Genomic DNA, 20,745 nt, shown 5'->3' with positions numbered 1-20,745 from the left:
CTGCTATTGCCTTCCGTTTGTTAGGAATGTTCCTCAAGAAAGCAAAGGGGGGAGAATACTTGTTAGAGTTTAACACCACCCTTTTAGTCCAGATTGTCAACTTCATAATTCTGCTTATATTTTTGAGACTGGTTGCCTTTAAACCTATAGCCGGATTGCTTAAAGCCCGTCAGGAGCTTATAGCTAACAATATTGCTACGTCTGAAGAGCAAAGAAAAGAGGCGGAGGAACTGCATGAGCAGTACCTGGCAGAAATGCGGAAAGCCCGTGAAGAAGCGCAGGCTATAATTGCCCAGGCTACAAAAGTAAGCGAGGGCCAGGCTCAGGAAATCATCGCGGCAGCGAAGGAAGAGGCTAACAGGGTAAAGGACGGCGCTCTAAAGGAAATAGAGCGGGAAAAGGAAAAAGCCGTTCGCGAATTAAAAGATCAGGTTGCAGTGTTGTCTGTCATGGTAGCCGGGAAAATTATCGGAAAAACTATGACAGCCGATATACAGCATGATATGGTAGAACAGTTCATCAGGGAGGCAGGGGATCTGCCGTGCTAGAAGGAGCTGTTGGTTCCAGGTATGCCGGAGCTCTGTTTGAGATTGCAGAGCGGGACGGCAATATAGACAAGCTGGAACAGGAACTGGATAATATTCGGGATACAATTAAGGGTTCACGTGATTTGGAAAAAGTCATGTTTTACTCACAGGTTGATCCCAGTGAAAAAAAAGCTATTCTGAAAAGCATCTTTAAAGACCAAATCTCCGGTATAACATTTAACTTTTTATTTCTTTTAATAGATCGGCAGAGAGAGACCTTTTTGAATAGCATAGTATCAACTTTTAAAGGACTGGCCTACAAAGCCCGCAATACGGAGCAGGTTCAGGTCACAAGCGCAGTTGAGCTGAACGGAAAAGAAAAGGCGGACCTTGAAAAGTCCCTTGAAAAACTCACCGGGAAAAAAGTCCAGTCCAGCTATAGCGTGGATCCCCTTTTGATCGGCGGAGTGATGGTAAGAATAGGGGACAGAATAATAGACGGAAGCGTCCGCAATAAATTGGCTAGCGTAAGAGAGCACTTAAGACAAATCAGCTAAAAGGGATTGAGGTGAAAAGAGCAAATGAACTTGCGACCGGAAGAGATCAGTTCGATCATTCGGCAGCAGATAGAAAATTATGAAGCCAAGATTGAAATGCAGGATGTTGGCATGGTCATCCAGGTTGGTGACGGAATTGCCCGTGTTTACGGGATCGAGAACTGTATGTCGATGGAGTTAATCGAGTTCCCTGCGCCACAGGAGGGCGCCGAGCCAACGCTGGGAATGGCTTTAAACCTGGAAGAAGACAATGTTGGGTGCGTGCTTTTAGGAGCATATACACACATCAAAGAAGGAGACATGGTTAAAAGGACCGGCAGGATTGCCTCTGTTCCTGTAGGAGACTCATTGATCGGACGTGTTGTTAACCCGTTGGGACGTCCGCTGGACGGAAAAGGTCCCATAACCAGTGATAAGTTTCGGCCAATCGAACGTATTGCTCCTGGTGTTATGACCCGCCGGGGTGTTAACCAGCCCATCCAAACCGGACTAAAAGCCATTGACTCGATGATTCCTATCGGACGCGGCCAGCGGGAATTAATCCTTGGCGACCGCCAGACTGGAAAAACAGCTATCTGTGTTGACACAATAATTAACCAGAAGGGCAAGGATGTTATTTGCATTTATATAGCAATCGGACAGAAAGCCTCCACCGTGGCAGGTGTAATCCAGACTTTATCTGACCACGGCGCGATGGATTTCACCATTGTGGTTTCAGCCACAGCGTCCGATCCTGCTCCTCTTCTTTATATTGCTCCATATTCAGGAGTCGCCATGGGCGAGGAGTTCCTGGATGAAGGCCGCCATGTCCTGGTTGTTTACGATGATCTGTCCAAACAGGCGGTTGCTTACCGTGAACTTTCATTGCTTCTGCGCCGCCCGCCTGGCCGTGAAGCATATCCTGGCGACGTGTTTAATCTGCATTCACGCCTGCTGGAGAGAGCCTGTAAGTTAAACGACAGTTTGGGAGGCGGTTCTATAACGGCTCTGCCGATTATTGAAACCCAGGCTGGCGACGTTTCGGCATATATTCCTACAAACGTGATTTCGATTACTGACGGCCAGATTTACCTTGAGCCCGACCTGTTTAACGCTGGTGTACGGCCGGCTGTTAACGTAGGTCTGTCGGTATCAAGGGTAGGTGGATCCGCTCAGACAAAGGCTATGAAACAGGTTGCCGGACGTCTGCGTATTGAATTGGCCCAGTACCGTGAGTTGGCTGCATTCGCTCAGTTTGGTTCAGATTTGGACAAGGCCACCCAGGCCCGTCTGACCCGCGGCGAGCGGATGGTTGAACTGCTTAAACAAAACCAGTATGTGCCTATGGCTGTCGAAGAGCAGATAATGGTTATCTACGCAGGTATTAACGGCTTCCTTGACGACCTTCCGATAGAAAAAGTATTGCCTTTCGAAGCCGGATTTATAAAATTTGTCCGGTCCACAAAGCCTGAGATAGGCGATACAATTTCTAAGACGGGACAGTTGGGCGGCGACCTGGAAGGAAAGTTGAAGTCTTGCATCGAAGAGTTCAAAAAAACCTTTTAGCTTAGTTAAACAACTGGCTTAAAAGGCCAAGGTGGTGAAATATATAGATGCCTAGCACGCGGGATTTACGGCGGCGGATAAAAAGTATCACAAGTACCCAGAAAATAACAAAGGCAATGAAAGCTGTATCCGCGGCCAAAATGCGTAAGGCGCAGGATCAAGTCATAGCTGCCCGCCCCTATTCAAGGCGTATGAAAGAGGTTTTAGGCAGAATTTCCACTTACGCAAAGGGTGTCAAGCTCCCCTTGCTGGAAGAAAGGGAACCTAAAAATGTAGCATTTATTCTGATTACAGCCGACAGGGGGCTTTGCGGAGGATTCAACGGCAACCTGATCCGGAAAACAGCGGAACAGGTACGCAGTTATCCAAATGTTAATTTGATCACTGTGGGACGCAAAGGACGGGACTTTTTCCGGCGCCGGGGTTATAACATCGCCGGGCAGTATCTAGGCTTGGGGGAAACCATCAGATTTACCCAGGCGCAGGAAATTGCCAGATTCGTGATGGAAAAATATATTTCCGGCGAGTTTGACGTTGTTTATATGGTATTTAGTGAATTTATCAACGTCCTGGTTCAACGTCCCGTTGTGATCAGACTTTTGCCTGTTGAACCCCCTGAAGAAGTTTCAACAGGCATTGTTGACTATATTTTTGAGCCCTCAGCCGAAGGAGTGCTGGCGGATCTGCTGCCGCTTTATGTGGAAAACACTGTTTATTACGGCTTACTGGAGTCCAAGGCCGGTGAGCAGAGCGCCCGCATGACAGCTATGGATGCGGCAACCAAGAATGCCGGAGAAGTGATTGACAGGCTTACATTAGCCATGAACCGGGCACGTCAAACCGCAATAACCAAGGAAATAACCGAGATTGTCGGTGGGGCGGCTGCCCTTGAATAAAACCACGAGGAAAGGGGAGAGACCAAAAGGACATGAACGTTGGTGAAATAGCACAGGTTATTGGCGTAGTTGTAGATATACGTTTTCCTCCCGGCCAGGTGCCAACAATTTATAACGCTCTTAAAGTAGAGCGGGAGCAGGGAGAACTAATCCTCGAAGTAGCTCAGCACCTTGGCAACAACTGTGTCCGGACAGTGGCCATGACAAGTACCGATGGCTTGGTCCGGGGTATGAAAGTTATCGACACCGGCAAACCTATTACCGTGCCGGCAGGCCGTCCTGTTTTAGGCCGCCTGGTTGACGTACTTGGCCAACCAATCGATGGTAAAGGTGAAATTAAAAGCGATGTTTATTACCCGATTCACCGTCCCGCTCCGACAGTTGCCGACCAGGTAACCAGGGCGGAACAGTTGGAAACAGGTTTGAAGGTTGTCGACCTGTTAGTGCCGTTCCTGAAGGGTGGTAAAATTGGTTTGTTCGGCGGCGCCGGCGTCGGCAAGACGGTCGTCGTTATGGAGCTAATCAACAATATCGCCAAAGCGCACGGAGGCGTTTCGGTATTTGCGGGCGTAGGCGAACGTACCCGTGAAGGAAACGACCTTTATAATGAAATGTTGGAATCGGGAGTTCTGGATAAAATCACCATGGTGTTCGGACAGATGAACGAACCCCCGGGAGCACGTTTAAGAGTTGGACTGACTGGTCTGTGTCTTGCTGAATACTTCCGTGATGAAGAGGGAACGGACACACTGTTATTTATTGATAACATTTTCCGTTTTACCCAGGCAGGCTCGGAAGTTTCCGCCCTGTTGGGCAGGATGCCTTCCGCAGTTGGATACCAGCCTACTCTGGCTACCGAAATGGGTTCCTTCCAAGAGCGTATTACATCGACCACAAAGGGTTCCGTTACATCGGTCCAGGCTATCTATGTGCCGGCCGACGACTTGACTGACCCTGCTCCGGCTACTACATTTGTCCATTTGGATGCGACTATCGTGCTTTCACGTGCGATTGCTGAATTAGGACTGTATCCGGCTGTGGACCCGCTGGATTCCACATCCCGTATTCTTGATCCGCATATTGTCGGTGATGAACATTACGAAATTGCCCGCAGACTGCAAAAGGTACTTCAACGTTACAAGGAGCTTCAGGACATCATCGCAATCCTTGGAATGGAAGAACTGGCGGACGAGGACAAGCTTATTGTTGCAAGAGCCAGAAAACTTCAGCGCTATCTGTCTCAGCCCTTCAGCGTTGCGGAAGCTTTTACGGGTATGCCGGGTGTGTTTGTGCCTATAAAAGAAACCATTAGAGGTTTCAAGGAAATTCTTGATGGCAAGCACGATGATTTACCTGAAGAGGCATTTTTCATGGTCGGCGTAATTGAAGATGCGGTTGCAAAAGGGAAGAAGCTGTTAGAAGGAAGTGCATAATATGGCTGGAAAAACACAACGCCTGGAAATTGTCACTCCTGAACGCAAAGTGTACAGTGAAGATGTTGATTTTGTAGTTGTACCAGGTTCAGAAGGTGAAATGGGCTTTCTGCCGGGACACTCACCTTTAGCCAGCAGTTTAAAAATTGGAGTTCTCAGGGTTACCAAAGATGGCGGTAAGCCTTTACGGATTGCCATTACGGGCGGTTTTGTCGAGGTAATGGACAGCCGTGTGACCGTTCTTACCAATGCTGCCGAACGGGAAGATGAGGTTGATAAAAAACGCGCGGAGGCTGCCAAGCAAAGGGCCGAGCAGCGTCTTGCAGCCAGAGCAGCGGATTTAGACGTAATAAGGGCAGAGCTGGCCTTAAAAAGAGCCCTGAACAGGCTAAAATTATTCGAATAAAATATTTAACCTAGCTTAATTGAAATAAGCCTTGATGCTGCACTCATCATGGCTTATTTTTTTTTCTCCAAAAGGATTTCAATGTTTAAAGTTTATAAATAACATATAATACTATCTATGGTATAATTATGTAATATATTATACGAGGAGGTGTGAGTATCCGAAGGTTTTTAATAGGAATTATTTTGCTGATCGTTGCTTTGTTTTTGGGATTGCCTTATTTAACAAACCTTTTTTCTCCAGTACAAATAAAAAAGCAGCAATCCTTGGTCAAGTTATATATCCATGATCAGGATAAGATTGTTAATATCGCGCTTGATGATTACGTACTGGGGGTGGTAGCCGCTGAAATGCCGGCGTCTTTTCCGCTGGAAGCTTTAAAAGCGCAGGCGGTAGTTGCCAGGACTTATATATTAAAGCGTTTAAATTCAGGAGGTCTTATTAATCCCGATCATGCAGGCGCTGATATCTGCGATGATCACAGGCATGGGCAGGCTTGGATTTCCAGGGAGGAAATGAAAAAGCGTTGGGGTTCTTTAAGCTATTATTATTACTACAATAAGATATCTCAAGCTGTGAAGGATACAAAAGGACTTGTCATAGTATATAAGGGTAACATTATTGATCCGGTTTACCATTCTTCCTGCGGAGGGAAGGGGACGGAAAATGCGGAAGAGGTCTGGCATTTTGGAGAGCCGTACCTTGTTGGCGTTTCATGCCCGTATTGCTCTGACCCAATGCCGGTGCAAAGTACTTTTTTACCGGCTGCAAAAGTTGATTCGCTTTTAGGACTAAACACAGGTTCTCTTCCGGCAGCGGGTAAACTGAGTGGAAATGCAGGATTATCCGTACCTGTAATGAATGTGTTAAGATACACTAATTCAGGCAGGCCCAAACAAATAAAAATTGGAGATAAGATATTTTCGTCCGTAACGGTTCGAGACCTGTTAAACCTCCGTTCCGCAGATTTTGAAATGAAAATGCAAAATGGGGAACTGGAAGTTACAACCCGCGGATATGGCCACGCGGTGGGAATGTGTCAATACGGAGCAAAAGGTTTTGCGGATCACGGCTATGACTTTGAAAAAATAATAAAGCACTATTATAAAGGCGTTAACATCGTAAAACTTCCGGACCGGTAGTATAAAATATTTTAATCTGGATTTTTCTTTACCTATAGGGTATTTCCACGTTTCCGGCGCATATAATTTTTTAGTAGCTTTTTGCTGGGAAGGTGGGGGCGATGCAGGAGTATATCCAGAAAAGAGTGCTGGAAATCTGTGCTTATATACTTGAAACAAAGGCAACCGTTCGCCAGGCGGCGTCCGCGTTCCAGGTCAGTAAGAGCACCGTCCATAAGGATATGACAGAACGGCTTTCTTCATTAGATAAGTCTCTTGCCCGCAGGGTAAGGGCAATTCTTGAACATAATAAGGCTGAGAGGCATTTGCGGGGTGGGGAAGCTACCAGAAAAAAATACAAAGAAACGGTTTAAGATTATTTATTAATCGGATTGCAGAATTGAAAAGCCGTATATTTAACTTGCTCCAGGGCTATATTATGCTTAAATTCTAAAGGCAGGGAGTGAGTAAATATGTCTGAGCAGCATCCCATAGAAGGTTTGATGAAGACAGCTATGGAAAGCATTAAAGAAATGATTGACGTTAATACAGTAATAGGTGATCCAGTAGAAACTCCTGACGGTACAATAATAATTCCCATTTCAAGGGTAGCTTTTGGTTTTGGGGCTGGCGGCGGCGAGTTTGAACATGATGTTCATGAAAAAAGCGTTGACGAACAAAAACCCTTTTTCGGCGGCGGCAGTGGAGCAGGTGTTTCAGTGCAGCCGGTTGGGTTTTTGGTAGTTGGACATGGCAGTATCAGGTTGCTCCCGGTGGAGAATAACGTACTTTTTGACAGGCTTATCGATCTTGCGCCACAGGTTTTAGAGCAGATACAGTCAATTCTAAATGAGAAAATAAAAGGAGCGCAAAAAAACAATTCATCAACACTGCAGCAGGAGACAACTATTAATACAACACCTCCTTTATAATATATATGATTCCTCCTTTTAATCGGTTTCGGCCGATCTTTTTTTTTGCCCAAGAAACTTTATAAGCCACCTGCCAGGCAAAGTTCTATCTTGTCCACAATCTGCATAAGATTAGGGAAAACAGTGAATAGCCGTGCAATGGTGGTGTGGTCAGGTTGGTTAATTATATCTGGTTTGGCATGATCATTCTTAGTATTATTGTCGCGGGTACGAATGGGCATATAGAGGTGATTACCAAAGCAGCGCTTGAAGGCGCCGGCGAAGGGGTTAAAACTTCTTTGCACCTGATTTCCATTATCGCTTTTTGGCTGGGTTTGATGCGTATAGCTGAAGCTGCCGGTCTCGTTCGGATAGTTGCCGGAATTATGCGTCCCCTGACGAGGGTATTATTTCCCGATCTCCCCAGGGATCACCCTGCCCTTGGCGCAATAATTATGAACCTGAGCGCAAACATACTGGGCCTGGGAAATGCCGCAACACCAATGGGACTGATTGCCATGCAGGAACTGCAAAAACTAAACAGTGAGCCAAAAACTGCCTCACCGGCTATGTGTACTTTTTTAGCTCTAAATACATCTTGCCTGACATTGATACCTTCAACGATCATAGGTATCCGCCTGCTGCATAATTCAAGCGATCCGACTTCTGTCGTAGGGACAACTATTTTTGCAACAGCCTGCGGAATGATTGTTGGTATCTCTGTTGATCGCCTGATGCGTTTTATTTACCGTATCCAGGGGAGGTAAGTAAAATGTATGAGGTTATAGCAGAAATTTCTCGTTGGGCAATACCGTTCGCTATTTTTTCCATACTGCTCATTGCATCTATTAAAGGATTGCAGGTATTTGAGTTATTTGTCGAGGGCGCAAGTGAGGGATTCACCACTGCAATTAAAACTATTCCTTATCTGGTAGCCATGCTTGTGGCTATAAATATTTTCAGGGCTTCAGGAGCGATGGCTATTATTGTAAAGTTAATATCTCCGTTCTTAAATTATCTTAGTTTTCCTGCTGAAGTTTTAACACATGCCCTGATGAGACCCCTTTCCGGAAGCGCAGCTCTCGGTATCGCTACAAATATTATCTCGACTCATGGACCGGATAGTTTTATTGGTCAGCTGGTTTCAACAATGCAAGGCAGTACTGATACGACCTTCTATGTGCTTGCCCTGTATTTTGGATCAGTTGGAGTCACAAAATACCGCTATGCCATAGTTGCCGGCCTGGCCGCAGATTTTACAACGCTGGTTGCGTCTGTTTATATTGTTAATAAAATATTTGGCATTTAATTCCCGACATAACAAGATCTTTTCAAGAAATCTTGAGTATGCCGCTGGTTTCGCACCGCGATCTAAGTAACCGAAGCTTCACCTGGCTCTGCAGCGGCACTTAAGCAATATCGCTCACCTGTGAACAACGACGTCCCTTAAACCCTCGGGCCCGGTCAAAACTTAAGCGCTTAAGCGCCTCAAACAATTCCCTCGCTTATCCTCGGGTTCACTCGTTCTTTGAATGAAGGCTTAAAATCGCACTTAAGGCATTGCCCTCACTTTCTAGCGGTATGGGTGTCAAACTGAAAATTAGCGGAGGGATAAATCGGGGCGTAATTGGGATGCCTTTCTTAAATATACATGTCTTATTTCCTGCTGCGGCAGTTCTGTGTTTACGTGCAGTAATACCCTGATGCACATTCTAAGTTTTCCTGGCGCATTCATCTCATTCATGCAGAGCAGGGGTACATAACTCCAACCCATTAATTCACGGGCGGCCTCTGCGGGAAATGCGGCATCAAGATCGTTTGTTACGGTAAAAATAATGCTGGCAATATCCTCACTTACAATATTATTTTCTTTAGCTATTACTTTAAGCAGCTCAAAAGTTGCTTGCAGAATTTCCTCACGGGCATTTATTTCAACTGTTGTTGCTCCCCTGATACCACGGACAGTTGCAGACAAGATATTTGCTTCTCTCCTTATATTAACGTAAGTTATGTGTGTGTTCGAAACGGAGACGGTAATCTCTTACTTCTTCGGCAATGGCAAATAATAGTCTTTCTAAATCGTTGCGGTGAAGAGAAAGCGCATTTGGAGAACTTATTTCAACTTTTCTAAAATCCTCACGCATCGTAAACCTAATCAGGTCTTCCAGTGAATCTACGGTCAACTGAAGGATAACAGGCGCATAGGCAACTTCAAAACCGCTGCTTTCCTCATAAATTGTATAAATTTCAATACCCAGATCTATATCGTCAATATGTATACCCTGGATGGGTACGTTTCGCAGTAAAGTAACCTGTTGTTCCCTGGCTTCTTCAGCAGCTTTATCCATTGTTTTACCGCCGAATAAAAATCTCCCCGGCCTGGCCACGCCTTTTATATCCAAGCGTACCTTTGCCTTAATATCCCGGTCGGTACCATCACCGGCCTGCGTGCTTGCCATGCCAAAACCTCCAATTGAGTTCTATGAGACATTATTTGCCACTGTATCGATTATTGATTGTATTTAGACTTTTCGCCACAGGTAAGAAATTTCCTGCAAAAATTCAATCTACTAAGACAAAATACCTGCTGATTTTTTTAATTGCTCAATTTCTTCTAATGTAAGAAAACGGTGTTGACCAGGTTTTAATCCATTAATTTTAAGTTGGCCGATGCTGATACGCTTAAGACGTTTTACAGAATGCCCGATTTGATCGCACATTCTCCTGATCTGTCTTTTGCGGCCCTCATATATTGTAATCTTAAGCAATGATCCGTATTTTGTATTTCTCTGCAGGCTGACCTTGGCGGGAGATGTCCAGCCGTCAGAAAGCAGTATGCCTTCAGTCATCATTGAAAGTTCTTCACTTGAAGGATTTCCTTCAACCCAGGCAAGATATGTTTTGGGTATCCGGTGACTGGGATGTGTAATCAAATAGGTTAGCTGTCCGTCGTTAGTTAAAAGAAGCAATCCTTCGCTGTCGTAATCAAGCCGTCCAACCGGAAATAAACGGTGGGGAATGTCTTTAATCAGGTCGGTTACTTTGCGCCTGCCTTGTGGGTCATGGAGGGTAGTAACATAATTCCTTGGCTTGTATAATGCAAGATAAATCTTTGCTTCTGTTTCTTTTATAGTCTTTCCGTTTATTTCAACCTTTGCTTCGGAGGGATCAACAAGAATACCGGGGCGTGTTACTGTTTCTCCGTTCACCTTTACCAAGCCGGAAGCGATAAGCTGCTCGCAGCGCCTGCGTGAAGCTATTCCTGTCCTGGCCATATATTTATGCAAACGTTCCATCAGTGCACCTCAATACTATATCTGACGCATTCCAAGTGAGCACAGGAGTACCGTCCCCTTGTGTCAACATTCCAAGTGAGCACAGGAGTACCGTCCCCTTGTGTCTACAATACTATATCTGACGCATTCCAAGTGAGCACAGGAGTACCGTCCCCTTGTGTCTCCGCACCCTTGTGTCTATATCTGACGCGTTCCCGAAGTGTAGCCCTGATCTTCTTGCAAAGGTTGTTTCTTGATTGCCTCCCGGGCAAGTTCGTCGCAGCGGTTATTATATAAGTTTTCATCGTGACCTTTTACCCAGACCCAGGTAATTTTGTGCTTTTCGGCAAGGTTTAAAATTCTTATCCATAAATCAACGTTCTTCGCCGGTTGATCACGGGTGCGCTGCCATCCGTTTTTTTTCCATTTTTTTATCCAACCTTTGTTTACAGCGTCGATTATATACCTGCTGTCGCTGTATATTTTAACCTCGCAGGGTTTATTTAAAGCTTCCAAACCTATAATTACGGCGATTAATTCCATTCTGTTGTTTGTCGTTTGACGGTATCCGCCTGAAATTTCTTTAATGTTATCCTTATATTTTAAAACTATACCGTAACCACCGCTTCCCGGGTTGCCGCTGCAAGCGCCGTCCGTGTAGATTTCTACTTCAGGAAGTTGTCCCATTATCAGCCACGCCCATTCAGTTTTCTCTATTATATAACAATTTAACATAATTTCACAGTCTAACATATACATTGTCTTCTTATACTTAACTGAATAAACTGCTGTTATTTTCTATGTGGTTCGTTTATTTGTACTGGACAGCGAGATTAAAATATGATATACAAAATTTAAAATTAATAATTTTTGCCAGGGCGCCTCTGTCCTGGAAGGCAGAGGGTAATAGGGAACCAGGTTGAAATCCTGGACGGTCGGGCCACTGTGAATGGGGAGCCGCCAAACGAAAAGCCACTGAGTTAATTCGGGAAGGCATTTGGCTGTAATGATCCTAAAGTCAGGAAACCTGCCCTGGTAGTCCGGTATATTTTATCGCTTCCACGTAAAGAGCGGCGCCGTGAGCGGGGTATTTTATACTTCAGTTATCTCATCTGGGACGCTGAAGTATTTTATTTTGAGGTCTTTTAAAATGAGTAAGAAAGTATTTTTATACACAATAATTATGTTTTCAGTTATACTGCTTTTGGCAGCAGCTGTATTAATTACGCAATTATCAGACCATAGAAGTTTAAATAATATAAAAGCAACGGATGAATTACCTGGAAAAGAAAAAACCGGTTTGCCTGCTGCGCCTGAGAATAATGTTCAAAGCACGAAAAAAATAAAAACAACATCAGAAGATAACGTAAATAGTATAAAAAGTGAGCGCGCTGACCAAAAATCAATTTCTGCCGCTGTTGACAAAAATAAAACTGCAGACACCGCTGACGACGATTTGGTATTAACAGTCAGCATAGCAGTGGTTGGTAAAAACAAGGAAATAATTTACGCACCGTCAAAAATAAGTATCGCGGCCGGAGAAGCAGAAAGTGTTACTGTTCTAAATGTCCTTGATGCCACCGGCTTAAATTATGAGACCTCGTCACGTTGGCCGGAACTTGTCGAATTTATCGGAGGACTGGGGAATAAAGGCCAATCAGGTTGGATGTATACTGTAAATGATCAAATTCCTATGGTTTCGGCGGCGTCTAAAAAGGTCCTGGAGGGTGATCGGATTATCTGGTGGTACAGCGAAGATATTAGAGCTAAATTTCCAGTCTGGGAGGATCTAAACGTAATTAATCGATCTACCCCTTAAGAAGAATCTTAAAAAAGCGGCCTAAAGCCACAAAGCCCATAATGAATCGATATTAATAAAGGGGCGCATGTTTTGTGAAAAAAGTAATTTTTTTAATCATAATATCTTTATTTATTGCCTTTCCAGCCCAAGTCCGGGCAGGAACTGATTTGCATGAAAAAATAATACAAGCCGCCAGATTTTTAGAATCTGTAAAAAATGAAAGCAATTCGCCATTCTCTTATATAGCAATCGCGTGTACGGGTAAAAATGAATCTGCCGGCGCCAAAAAGGCTTGCGAAAATCTTGAGGAATTGCTTGTTTCGGGAGACATAAATAATTACTCTGTTCTGACCATGTTACTGACTTCCGTAAAAGGCGATCCGTATAACTGCGGCGGTAAAGATTTGGTGCAGATACTTCAGAGTGCACAGCTGAAAAGCGGAAAATTTGCCGACTCCATAACAAACGGCGGGGAAGAACTTGTCAGCGCGCATGCCTGGGCAATTATCGCTCTAGCCTGTGCGGGCGCAAAGCCTGAGGAACCTGAAAAAGCAATTCAGTGGCTGGCTGACAGGCAGCATTCCGACGGTTCATTCAACTGGTCCGCAGCTGATTTGGCCACATCCGATGTTGACTCAACAGGTATGGCGCTCACCGCGCTTGGCGCTTTAGGGCAGAAAAAAGACAGCCCGGTTGTTGAAAAAGCAGTTAACTACTTAAGTAATGTCCAGAAGGAAAATGGGGGATTTGAATCCTGGGGGATCATGAATTCTGAGTCATGCAGCGCTGTGATTCAGGGTTTGATTGCAGTAGGTGTTGATCCTGGCGCCGGCGCATTTAAAAAGCCTGGCGGAAATCCGGTTACCGCGCTGCTCAGATACCAGCTTCCCGGCGGATGTTTCGAGCATATAAAAGGCGGTGGAGGTGATGAGATGGCTACACAGCAGGCATTAATTGCGCTTACGGATGTGTACAGCAGGAAGTCTTTTGTTGAACGGCTGACGGGGATGTTAATTTGATTATTTTATTGGGGCAAACAGAACTTCTTGTTAATAACCGTCGAATTCAAATGAGTGTAATACCGCTGATGCACAATGATCGCGTTTACCTCCCTCTCAGGTATATCGCAGAGGCCCTTGAATATGACGTCAAATGGGATGAAAACAACCGTATTGTTTGTTTGGAAAGCAGATAAGAATGGATAAAAAAGGGCCGGATACTTTTAAAAGCTATTACTTTAAAAATCTGCATCCTGCCGCTGCTCTGGTTTATTTTATGTCTTTATTTCTGGTTGCCCTGTTATTTTCACATCCTCTTTACCTGACAGCAGTTTTTATGGTAACAGTCCTGGCGATTGTATCAGCCCGGGTGTTAAAGTTTTGGAAAGCCTATTTAAAATTCAGCCTGTATATGGCCCTGCTGATTGTACTGGTAAACCCGTTGGTCTCACGCGCCGGAAGCACTGTCTTATGGTCTGGCCCACAAATTCCTTTCCTGGGCGGCATTATAATTTCTCTGGAAGCAGTTTTCTATGGTCTGGCGATGGGACTACGCCTTCTTGTCGTTTTAAGTGTTTTTTGTCTTTGTAACAATGCGGTGCGCCCCGATCAGGTTCTGCGCCTCTTTTCAAGATTCGCTTATAAACCTGCTCTGATAATTTCCTTAGGAACCCGGTTAATACCACGTATGAAAAAAGAGTTTGAAAACATTCAGGATCTGCAAAAAACCAGGGGTTTTGATTACGCCTCTCTTAACTTTACGGGAAGGTTTACATTATACTGCCAATCTGTAAACACTTTAATATATACATCTCTGGAAGGCGCCTGGCAAATTGCCGAAGCAATGCACAGCAGGGCTTTTGGGAGCGGGCCGCGTTCTAAGTATGAGCGTAAGAAGCTGCGGCCGGGTGATTTGATCTGCCTGGCCGGCAGTTGCGCAGCACTGGCTGTTTCGTTTGCAGGCAAAGCGATGGGAGCGGGCAGCTACGCTTATTATCCAAAGATGGATTATCTCTTTGATGGATTGAGTTTTTTACTTCTAATTTTATCTGGTTTGCTTATTCCTGTTATTACCAGCTGGGGGTGGAATAACTGCCGCTATTTGAGATCCAGGATCTGACTTATTATTATCCCGATAAAAAAGACCCTGCCTTGAAAAAGATTAATCTTAAAATTGAAGAAGGAGAGTTTATTCTTGTTACGGGCGGATCCGGTTCCGGAAAGTCTTCTTTGGCCCGCTCGCTGGCAGGGCTTATTCCGGATTTCTACGGGGGAAAAATAGGCGGAAAAATCCTTTATAAGGGTTTAGACCTCCGTGCCATGGACAGACGCAAGCTTGCCAGAAACATCGGGATTATTTTTCAGGATCCCGAAAAACAACTGGTCATGAACAGTGTCGAGGCCGAAATTGTTTTTGGTCTCGAGAATATTGGGCTCGGATATAGTGAAATGGTCCGCAGGGTGGCTGAAGTAGTAGGTTTTCTTAATCTGTCGGAGATCAAAGACAAATTTACCGGAACAATTTCGGGAGGACAGAAGCAGAAGGTGGTTATTGCTTCTGTCCTTGCAATGCGACCGGAGGTGCTCGTTTTAGACGAGCCGGCCTCACAGCTGGATCCGGCAAACGCGGATGAGATTTTAACACTTGTCAGAAGTTTAAATGAAGAAGGAATAACTGTTATTCTCGTTGAACAGAGGCTGGAAAGATGTTTTAGTTATGCTGATCGCGTGGTTGTCCTTGATCGGGGAGAACTTCTGAAAAGTGGGACTCCGAAAGAAATTGCCTGCTGGGGATTGGATGGCAAGATGAATAATATCCCTCCGGTAGCCAAGTTTTTTGTAATCTGCGGGGCTCCCATAATACCCCTGGACATAAAAGAAGGGAGGACTTTTCTGAAAAAATACCTGCCGGAGCAGACATCTTCCTTTGTCCACCAGGCAAATAATGAACCGTTAAAACAAACGCACAAACAGGATGAAGTTCTTGAACTGAAAGATCTCTGGTTCAGTTACCCTGATGGAAAAACGGGGCTGCAGGATATAAGTCTTACAGTAAGAAAAGGGGAGATTATTGCCATACTTGGTGAGAATGCCGCCGGTAAGACAACTTTGCTGAAAATAATAGCTGGTTTAATAAAGCCGGGAAGGGGTTTTGTCAAAGTCTCAGGCAATAATCCAAACAAATATAAAGCTCAAGACATCGCTGGGATGATTGGATATATGCCGCAAAATACCGATGAATACTTTTTTTATGAAACGGTTGAGCAGGAAATCGGTCTTTCAAATAACAACCCCGGTGCTGCAGATGACAAACTGGCTAAGCTTACTGTTGACGAGTTGGGGGTCAAAGAATTATTCCAGTATAACCCGAGGGAATTAAGCTCAGGAGAGCGGGTAAGAGTAGCACTCGCTTCTGTTTTAGCCGGCCGTCCCGGCCTGTTGTTGTTGGATGAGCCGACCAGGGGCATTGATTACAATTTTAAAAACGATCTCGGCAAGGTGCTTTTAAGATATTCTGAAAACGGCACGGCAATAGTAATCGTTACCAATGATATTGAGTTTGCTGCGGAATACGCCCAAAGGATTATCCTGATGTTTGACGGCAGAATTGCAGGGGATGGCGCAAAACATGAAATACTGGGCGAGTCGATTTTCTTTTCAACCCAGATGAGCAGGTTATTCAGGGGATACAAAAAGAATATTTTAACTGTCCGGGAAGCGCTGGAACAAATAAAAAAATTATGCGAATAACAACCAGAGCAATATCTTTAACAATATCTGTAATGGTTATCATTGGAGCAATACTGATTTTATCCAGACAGGACTGGGGTTTGCTCTCCCTGGAGATCATTGTTATTGCCCTGTGTTTTTTTTATTGGGTTTGCGAGAAAAATTCGTTTTCAGCCAAGTATTTATCTGTTCTTGCAGCGCTAAGCTCAATAGCTGCGGTCAGCCGGATTCCTTTTGCAATAATACCGGGTGTTCAGCCGGCTACTTTTTTAGTAATTTCGACGGGATTAATTTTCGGACCACAGGCCGGTTTTTTAGTAGGCTCAACAGCGGCGGTCCTCTCGAATTTTTTTCTGGGTCAGGGTCCTTGGACACCATGGCAGATGTTCGCCTGGGGTATGGCAGGAAGCACTGCCGGTCTTCTGAAAATAATTTGCCCGAAAATTGGACGCACGGGTATTGTTTTTTTTAGCTTTTTCTGGGGATATCTATTTGGTTGGATTATGAATATTTGGTCCTGGACTGCTTTTATTTCACCGTTAAATATTAATTCATTCTTTACAGTTAATATAGCCAGCTTCTGGTTCGATACCTTTCACGCTCTGGGCAATGCTTTCTTTTGCCTGATTTTTAATAACAGCTTGGCAAAGATTTTAAAGCATTTTCAAAGGAAGCTTGAAATCAGTGAAATCATAGAAGAAGCTTAAAGTATGAAAACTCATCAACTAAGAGGGTCAATGCCCTTAGCGCAATAAGGCAAAAATAAGCGAGGTTGTTTTTTTGCCCCGTATATACTAAAATAATAATGTTTTTGGGAATTAATTAAGTAAAAACTTTCCGGGGGTCTTTTGATGATTCAAGAAGTAAGAGTGACAAACAGTCCTGACGCCGGCGACCCTGTGGGAAACGGTCTGCTTTACGATATCAACGCTTTTTTGGGTATAAATAGCATAGCAGGCATACGTACTGCAAAAATCTACAGATTTGAGAACATTGACGAAAAGCAGGCTGATCTTTTGGCGCAAAAGCTTTTAGCGGAAGAAGTATTTCAGCTGTATAGTTTAAATGCTCCGGTCCTGCAAGGGGCTCAGAGAGTTGTCGAAGTGGCCTATAAACCCGGCGTGATGAACCCTGAGGCAGCCTCTCTTTTAAAAGCAGCCTCAGATTTGGGAGTTTATGCCGACGCCGCCGGCTCAAGCAGGGAATATGCCTTTTATGGCGAAGAAATCAAAGAAAGTGATATCCGGGCCGTAATCGATCATCTCTTAGTAAATACGACTGTCGAAAGGGTTGTCGAAAAGGCGCCCTTATCACTAATAATCCGCGGCAATCCCACCAGTTCCGAGACTATTCCAGTTGCTCAGATGGACGATAGGCAGTTAATGGATCTTAGCAGCGAAAAGCTCTTTCTGAATCTTGAAGAGATGCGGTTAATCCAAAGCTATTTTAAAAAAGCCGGCCGCAATCCGACAGACTGCGAAATTGAGACTATCGCCCAGACATGGTCCGAGCACTGCAGTCATAAGACCTTCAAAGCAAAGCTGATCGTCAACGGGGAGGAAAAGACTCCCCTTTTAAAACGTCTTCAGCAAGCAACCAGCGAAACGCGTCATCCGCTCGTTCTCTCAGCATTTGCCGACAATTCGGGAGTAATGGATTTTTACGATGGATGGGCGATTTGCGGAAAAGTGGAAACGCACAATTCACCCTCTGCAATTGAACCGTATGGCGGGGCAATGACCGGAAGCGGAGGAGTCTTTCGGGACGTTCTTGGGACCGGGCAGGGCGCAAAAGTAATTGCTTCCACAGATATATTTTGTTTTGCTCACCCCGATACCCCGGGAGAAGAGATACCGCCAGGCTGTCTGCACCCGCACTACCTGCTGCGCCGGGTTGTAGCAGGAGTAAAAGATTATGGAAACCGCATGGGCATACCGACTAATAACGGATCAGTCCATTTTCACCGGGATTTTCGCGCCAAGCCGACCATAATAGTGGGGGCATACGGCATTTTACCGCGGGAAAGATGCGCAAAAGGGCAGCCGCAAGTTGGCGATCTCGTTTTGGCTATAGGAGGCCGCACAGGACGGGACGGCATTCACGGGGCAACTTTTTCAAGCGGAGAAATGACTGAAAGGACTACGGAAGTCAATTCCAGCGCAGTCCAGATCGGTCACCCGATAGAAGAAAAAAGGGTCAGCGACGCAATAATAAAGGCAAGCCTAGCCGGGTTAATCAGGGCTGTGACAGACTGCGGGGCCGGGGGGTTCAGTTCCGCGATAGGGGAAATGGGTTCGCAAACAGGTGTGGAGGTTGCTCTGGAAAAAGCCCCTTTAAAATACCCGGGACTCAAACCATGGGAAATATGGGTGTCGGAGAGTCAGGAAAGGATGGTCCTGGCGGTCGCTCCTGAGAATCTGGAAAGTGTTTTAGAAATCTGCAATTTGTTAAACGTTGAAGTTTCTGTACTGGGGCAGTTTAAAGACAGCAAAAAATTGGTTGTTACCTACCATGGAGAAACGATTTGTGATTTACAGATGAGCTTTCTCCATGACGGCCTGCCTCAAAGAGTAATGAAGGCTTCTTTTAAGAAAAAAGAATGTGCTGACAATAAGAGTATTCCCCTTCCCAATGATTTGCCTTTAGTATATCAACGGGTCATGGGTCATCCCAATGTTTGTTCAAAAGAGCCTATTGTACGCATGTATGACCATGGGGTTCAGGGCTCCTGCTGTTTGCCGCCCTTTGCCGGGATCTCCGGGGACTGTCCCAATGATTCAGTAGTCTTAAAACCGCTGCTTGGTTATCCCTATGGTATGGTAATCAGCCATGGCCTGAATCCTGTTTTAAATACAATAGATCCATATCACGGGAGTCTATGGGCGGCTGCGGAAGCGGTCTCTAATGCGGTCGCTGCCGGCGCCAATCCGGAAGAGATGGTTTTAATCGATAATTTTATCTGGCCGTTCCCTGATGAAGAATCACTGGGGGACTTGGACAGAGCGGTTGACGCGTGTGTAGATTTCGTACAGGCAACCGGGATGCCTTTTATCTCAGGCAAAGACAGTTTATCAAGCACTTATCGCGGCAGTGACGGGACACTGCTGAAAATACCTCCTGTCCTTTGCGTTTCAGTTTTTGGCAGGATAGCTGATGTACAAAAAACTGTCTCCGCTGATTTTAAGCGGACAGGCAGTTCAATCATACTTGTAGGAAAACGGGAACTGGAACAAATGGGGGGTTCGGCTTATTACGACCTTGAAGGATTGGAGGGTCCCCTTCCGGCTATTGATCTGAATACACTGGGTCTCACCTTTAAAAAACTTCATCAGGCAATAATAAAAGGACAAATTCTTGCCTGCCACGATATAAGCGAGGGCGGGGTTGCAGCTGCGCTTGCCGAAATGTGTTTTGGCGGCGGCATAGGCGCAACGATAACCATAGAAAATAAGACGAGGCCTGACTACTTTCTCTTCAATGAAACTGCAGGCTGCTTTCTTGTAGAGATGGATTCAGAAACAGATTACAACGCAGTATTTTCTGGTGTGCCGCATATAAAAATCGGCGATACAACAAGCAAGCGCGAAATCAGCTTTTTTGCCGGCGGCAGTGAACTGTTCAGGGTAGATCTCGGTCTTTTAATTGAACCATGGAAAGGTCTGATGCAAAAGGTATTCAATGCTTAAAAAACGGATGCATAAGGAGACAGGCCTGTATGAAACCAAGGGTTTGCATACTTAGAACAGACGGTACAAATTGTGATGAAGAAACTTTATACGCCTTTAATAAATCGGGCGGAGAAAGTGAACTTGTTCATATAAATATGCTCCGCAATGGAGAGAAAAAGCTGCTTGACTATCAGATTCTTGTTATTCCGGGCGGGTTTTCTTACGGTGACGATGTTCATTCCGGGAAAATTCTGGCTGTGGAATTAACCTCTTTTCTAAAAGAGAAACTGCAGGAATTTGTAACAGCAGGCAGGCCGGTACTGGGGATTTGCAATGGTTTTCAGGTGCTGGTCCGCACCGGGCTCCTGCCGGACGGGCAGGTTTCGGGAAAAATAAAGGCAGCTTTAATTCATAACGACAGCGGCCGTTTTGAGTGCCGCTGGGTAAAGCTTCTGATTGAAAAAACAAATTGTATTTTTGTTAAAGACAATGAAAGCAAGCAAATAAGCCTCCAGGTCGCCCATGGGGAAGGGAAATTCTATACAGATCCCGCCACGTTAAATGATATTGAGACTGCCGGCCGGGTAGTTTTTAGATACGCCGGCGAGGGATCTCTTCCGGCTGCCGGGTATCCCGCCAACCCCAATGGTTCGCTGAATGCTATCGCAGGTATTTGTGATTCGGCAGGGCTTGTTTTAGGCATGATGCCGCATCCGGAAAGATTTGTTGATCAAATCCAGTATCCCAACTGGCGGCGTGGAAACCAATTACAGCCTCAGGGAGAGGCTATCTTTCGAAATGCTGTAAACTACGCAAGGGAGATGTAAATACCGGTCCGTGGGGGAAATGGAATGGGAGAGCAGAATCCAGGTACTGA

Annotated in this window: 23 protein-coding genes and 1 riboswitch; of the genes, 19 read left to right on the top strand and 4 right to left on the bottom strand. The window is 45.2% G+C overall.

What is annotated here, in order from left to right; translation table 11 throughout:
- Positions 1 to 26 precede the first annotated feature (26 nt).
- The 11 genes from atpF to DEH07_10265 all read left to right on the top strand — a co-directional run bounded on the left by atpF (position 27) and on the right by DEH07_10265 (position 8,705).
- Positions 27 to 548, top strand: a complete 522-nt coding sequence (gene atpF, locus DEH07_10315; GenBank protein ID HBY04889.1) for an ATP synthase F0 subunit B — start codon at positions 27 to 29, stop codon at positions 546 to 548.
- Positions 542 to 1,084 (top strand): F0F1 ATP synthase subunit delta, encoded by a 543-nt coding sequence (locus DEH07_10310; protein HBY04888.1) that lies wholly within the window; start codon positions 542 to 544, stop codon positions 1,082 to 1,084. Before atpF ends, DEH07_10310 begins: the two co-directional genes overlap by 7 nt.
- 24 nt (positions 1,085 to 1,108) lie before the next feature.
- Complete coding sequence (locus tag DEH07_10305) at positions 1,109 to 2,629, top strand: F0F1 ATP synthase subunit alpha (GenBank protein HBY04887.1); 1,521 nt, start codon at positions 1,109 to 1,111, stop codon at positions 2,627 to 2,629.
- Between the two features lie 47 nt (positions 2,630 to 2,676).
- On the top strand, positions 2,677 to 3,525 hold the full coding sequence (locus DEH07_10300; protein HBY04886.1) for a F0F1 ATP synthase subunit gamma: 849 nt from the start codon (positions 2,677 to 2,679) through the stop codon (positions 3,523 to 3,525).
- A 32-nt stretch (positions 3,526 to 3,557) separates the two neighbouring features.
- Complete coding sequence (gene atpD / locus DEH07_10295; protein HBY04885.1) at positions 3,558 to 4,958, top strand: F0F1 ATP synthase subunit beta; 1,401 nt, start codon at positions 3,558 to 3,560, stop codon at positions 4,956 to 4,958.
- A gap of 1 nt (position 4,959) precedes the next feature.
- Entirely contained in the window at positions 4,960 to 5,364 is a 405-nt protein-coding gene (gene atpC / locus DEH07_10290) for a F0F1 ATP synthase subunit epsilon (GenBank protein ID HBY04884.1), read from the top strand.
- Between the two features lie 158 nt (positions 5,365 to 5,522).
- Complete coding sequence (gene spoIID / locus DEH07_10285) at positions 5,523 to 6,506, top strand: stage II sporulation protein D (protein HBY04883.1); 984 nt, start codon at positions 5,523 to 5,525, stop codon at positions 6,504 to 6,506.
- A 101-nt stretch (positions 6,507 to 6,607) separates the two neighbouring features.
- Positions 6,608 to 6,859 carry a sporulation transcriptional regulator SpoIIID gene (gene spoIIID / locus DEH07_10280; protein HBY04882.1) on the top strand — a complete coding sequence of 84 codons (252 nt, stop codon included), beginning with the start codon at positions 6,608 to 6,610 and terminating at the stop codon, positions 6,857 to 6,859.
- Between the two features lie 99 nt (positions 6,860 to 6,958).
- The gene (gene ytfJ / locus DEH07_10275) at positions 6,959 to 7,417 is read left to right on the top strand and encodes a sporulation protein YtfJ (GenBank protein ID HBY04881.1); all 459 of its coding nucleotides are present in this window, start codon (positions 6,959 to 6,961) and stop codon (positions 7,415 to 7,417) included.
- 155 nt (positions 7,418 to 7,572) lie between these two features.
- A complete protein-coding gene (locus DEH07_10270; protein ID HBY04880.1) occupies positions 7,573 to 8,163 on the top strand; it encodes a spore maturation protein in 591 nt (196 codons plus the stop codon).
- Between the two features lie 5 nt (positions 8,164 to 8,168).
- Entirely contained in the window at positions 8,169 to 8,705 is a 537-nt protein-coding gene (locus tag DEH07_10265; GenBank protein ID HBY04879.1) for a spore maturation protein, read from the top strand.
- 291 nt (positions 8,706 to 8,996) lie between these two features.
- Here the strand turns inward: DEH07_10265 and aroH are convergent, their stop codons facing one another.
- From aroH to DEH07_10245, 4 genes are all read right to left on the bottom strand, one after another.
- Positions 8,997 to 9,371 (bottom strand): chorismate mutase, encoded by a 375-nt coding sequence (gene aroH, locus DEH07_10260; protein ID HBY04878.1) that lies wholly within the window; start codon positions 9,369 to 9,371, stop codon positions 8,997 to 8,999.
- Between the two features lie 22 nt (positions 9,372 to 9,393).
- On the bottom strand, positions 9,394 to 9,855 hold the full coding sequence (locus DEH07_10255) for a hypothetical protein (GenBank protein ID HBY04877.1): 462 nt from the start codon (positions 9,853 to 9,855) through the stop codon (positions 9,394 to 9,396).
- Positions 9,856 to 9,966: 111 nt separating this feature from the next.
- A complete protein-coding gene (locus DEH07_10250) occupies positions 9,967 to 10,695 on the bottom strand; it encodes a pseudouridine synthase (protein ID HBY04876.1) in 729 nt (242 codons plus the stop codon).
- 174 nt (positions 10,696 to 10,869) lie between these two features.
- A complete protein-coding gene (locus DEH07_10245; protein ID HBY04875.1) occupies positions 10,870 to 11,358 on the bottom strand; it encodes a ribonuclease HI in 489 nt (162 codons plus the stop codon).
- A 172-nt stretch (positions 11,359 to 11,530) separates the two neighbouring features.
- A riboswitch (cobalamin riboswitch) is annotated at positions 11,531 to 11,721 on the top strand.
- Between the two features lie 100 nt (positions 11,722 to 11,821).
- Between DEH07_10245 and DEH07_10240 the strand changes: the two genes are divergently transcribed.
- The 8 genes from DEH07_10240 to purQ all read left to right on the top strand — a co-directional run bounded on the left by DEH07_10240 (position 11,822) and on the right by purQ (position 20,695).
- On the top strand, positions 11,822 to 12,490 hold the full coding sequence (locus DEH07_10240) for a hypothetical protein (protein ID HBY04874.1): 669 nt from the start codon (positions 11,822 to 11,824) through the stop codon (positions 12,488 to 12,490).
- Positions 12,491 to 12,564: 74 nt separating this feature from the next.
- Positions 12,565 to 13,491 carry a hypothetical protein gene (locus DEH07_10235; protein ID HBY04873.1) on the top strand — a complete coding sequence of 309 codons (927 nt, stop codon included), beginning with the start codon at positions 12,565 to 12,567 and terminating at the stop codon, positions 13,489 to 13,491.
- Positions 13,488 to 13,667 (top strand): hypothetical protein, encoded by a 180-nt coding sequence (locus DEH07_10230; GenBank protein HBY04872.1) that lies wholly within the window; start codon positions 13,488 to 13,490, stop codon positions 13,665 to 13,667. The genes DEH07_10235 and DEH07_10230 overlap by 4 nt, the downstream gene beginning before the upstream one ends.
- Before the next feature lie 2 nt (positions 13,668 to 13,669).
- A complete protein-coding gene (locus tag DEH07_10225) occupies positions 13,670 to 14,590 on the top strand; it encodes an energy-coupling factor transporter transmembrane protein EcfT (GenBank protein ID HBY04871.1) in 921 nt (306 codons plus the stop codon).
- Entirely contained in the window at positions 14,563 to 16,221 is a 1,659-nt protein-coding gene (locus DEH07_10220; GenBank protein ID HBY04870.1) for an ABC transporter, read from the top strand. Before DEH07_10225 ends, DEH07_10220 begins: the two co-directional genes overlap by 28 nt.
- Positions 16,212 to 16,907 carry an ECF transporter S component gene (locus DEH07_10215; protein HBY04869.1) on the top strand — a complete coding sequence of 232 codons (696 nt, stop codon included), beginning with the start codon at positions 16,212 to 16,214 and terminating at the stop codon, positions 16,905 to 16,907. Before DEH07_10220 ends, DEH07_10215 begins: the two co-directional genes overlap by 10 nt.
- 144 nt (positions 16,908 to 17,051) lie before the next feature.
- Positions 17,052 to 19,886: a phosphoribosylformylglycinamidine synthase subunit PurL gene (gene purL / locus DEH07_10210; protein HBY04868.1), complete on the top strand. Its 2,835-nt coding sequence runs from the start codon at positions 17,052 to 17,054 to the stop codon at positions 19,884 to 19,886.
- 29 nt (positions 19,887 to 19,915) lie between these two features.
- Entirely contained in the window at positions 19,916 to 20,695 is a 780-nt protein-coding gene (gene purQ / locus DEH07_10205; GenBank protein HBY04867.1) for a phosphoribosylformylglycinamidine synthase I, read from the top strand.
- Positions 20,696 to 20,745: the final 50 nt, after the last annotated feature.

It is taken from the genome of Desulfotomaculum sp. (assembly GCA_003513005.1).
Taxonomy (GTDB): Bacteria; Bacillota; Desulfotomaculia; order Desulfotomaculales; family Nap2-2B; genus 46-80.
Note: the sequence above shows the minus strand (reverse complement) of the source record. Positions and strands in the feature narration are given on the sequence as shown.